Source organism: Lacrimispora amygdalina, from assembly GCF_003432035.1.
In the GTDB taxonomy this organism is placed as follows: Bacteria; Bacillota; Clostridia; order Lachnospirales; family Lachnospiraceae; genus Lacrimispora; species Lacrimispora amygdalina.
Window position 1 is genome coordinate 1 of the sequence record NZ_QOHO01000140.1, and the last position, 1,463, is coordinate 1,463.

Annotated in this window: 2 protein-coding genes; both read right to left on the minus strand. The window is 45.7% G+C overall.

What is annotated here, in order from left to right; all coding sequences use genetic code 11:
- Window positions 1-45: 45 nt before the first annotated feature.
- Window positions 46-282, minus strand: a complete 237-nt coding sequence (locus DS742_RS28165; protein ID WP_117420217.1) for an oxaloacetate decarboxylase — start codon at window positions 280-282, stop codon at window positions 46-48.
- Between the two features lie 94 nt (window positions 283-376).
- On the minus strand, window positions 377-1,438 hold the full coding sequence (locus DS742_RS28170; protein WP_117420218.1) for an electron transfer flavoprotein subunit alpha/FixB family protein: 1,062 nt from the start codon (window positions 1,436-1,438) through the stop codon (window positions 377-379).
- Window positions 1,439-1,463 lie beyond the last annotated feature (25 nt).

The following is a 1,463-nucleotide window of genomic DNA, read 5'->3' on the forward strand; positions in this document are numbered from 1 at the left end:
TAACTTATGGGGGTCAGTTCATTCATCTGCCTGCTTTCTCTATTACTATTTATGATTTTTCAGATTTCTCACAACTATAATTATGGTTCCCAGAATGATGATGATACCACTTGCCAACAGGACTGTGGAAGTAACTGGACTCGGCTTTGCTGCTATAAATATAGACGTTGGACCATCGGCTCCGCCAATCAATGTAACCGCCTTATTTCTTGTAAACAATGCACCCGCTATTACCAGTACACCCCCGGCTAAACCTGTAAAACCGCAAATCCATTTCATCATTTCCGCTCACCCTTTTTTTTGATTATTTTAGTACTTTATAATAAGTATATCAAATCGCCTGAGCTTTGAACAGTGAGTAGATGTTTTTTCTTCTTTATTTCAGAAAAGCAGCAGGGGCTGTTACTTTTTCATTCCGGATCTTTTTTATCAGCTCCGGCACAATCTTTTTCCAGTCTCCCACAATCCCATAATCCGCCACATCAAAAATAGGAGCTGTTTCATCCTTATTGACAGCAATTATGATATCAGACTCTTCCATACCCGCCACATGCTGGATTGCTCCTGAAATACCAATGGCAAAATATACAACTGGCCTCACAGTCTTGCCGGTCTGTCCTACCTGCATATCCTTGGGCTTCCAGCCGGCGTCTACAACCGCGCGGGAACAGCTGACCTGACCATTAAGAGCAGAAGCCAGTTCTTCCAGTAAACCAAAATTTTCCGGTCCGCCAATCCCCCTTCCGCCTGAAACCAGTATTTTGGCATCCATGATATCGGCACACTCCGCTACCGATTTTACAATATCAAGTATCTCAACATATTTGTGATCGGGTGTGAATCCGGGATCAAATTCTTCCACGATTGCCTTTCGGTCTTTTATGGGTGTGATTGCCTGCATTACTCCGGGGCGCACAGTCGCCATCTGGGGACGGTGGTTTGGGCACGCTATCGTGGCTATGGTGTTGCCGCCGAAGGCCGGTCGGGTCATCAAAAGCTGGTTGTGCTTCTGTTCTCTGCCTGCCACCGGATTTAACGGAAAATCTCCGATCTCCAGTTTGGTGCAGTCTGCAGTAAGCCCTGTAGCAACCCTGGCTGAAACTCTTGGTCCCAGATCACGGCCGATAGCAGTCGCACCCACCAATACAATCTCCGGTTTGTATTTTTCAATCACACCGGCCAGCGCATGGGTATATGGTTCTGTCATGTACTCCTTTAACACCGGATTATCAACCACAATGACATGATCTGCCCCATATTCAGCCAGTTCAGCCGCCATCTGTTTTACACCGGAGCCTAACAGGACCGCCGTAACATCGGTGTACAGACTTTCTGCCAGTTCCCTTGCCTTACCTAACAGTTCCAATGCAATTCTGCTAAGTTCATTATCTACCTGCTGGGCAAATATGTATACACCCTTATATTCTTCTAAACCCATTTTATTCACGTATAATCCAATCATC

Excerpts from the sequence above, each read along its gene's own strand:
- DS742_RS28165 (WP_117420217.1), bottom strand. The coding sequence starts at position 282 with ATGATGAAATGGATTTGCGGTTTTACAGGTTTAGCCGGGGGTGTACTG.
- DS742_RS28170 (WP_117420218.1), bottom strand. The coding sequence starts at position 1,438 with ATGGGTTTAGAAGAATATAAGGGTGTATACATATTTGCCCAGCAGGTA.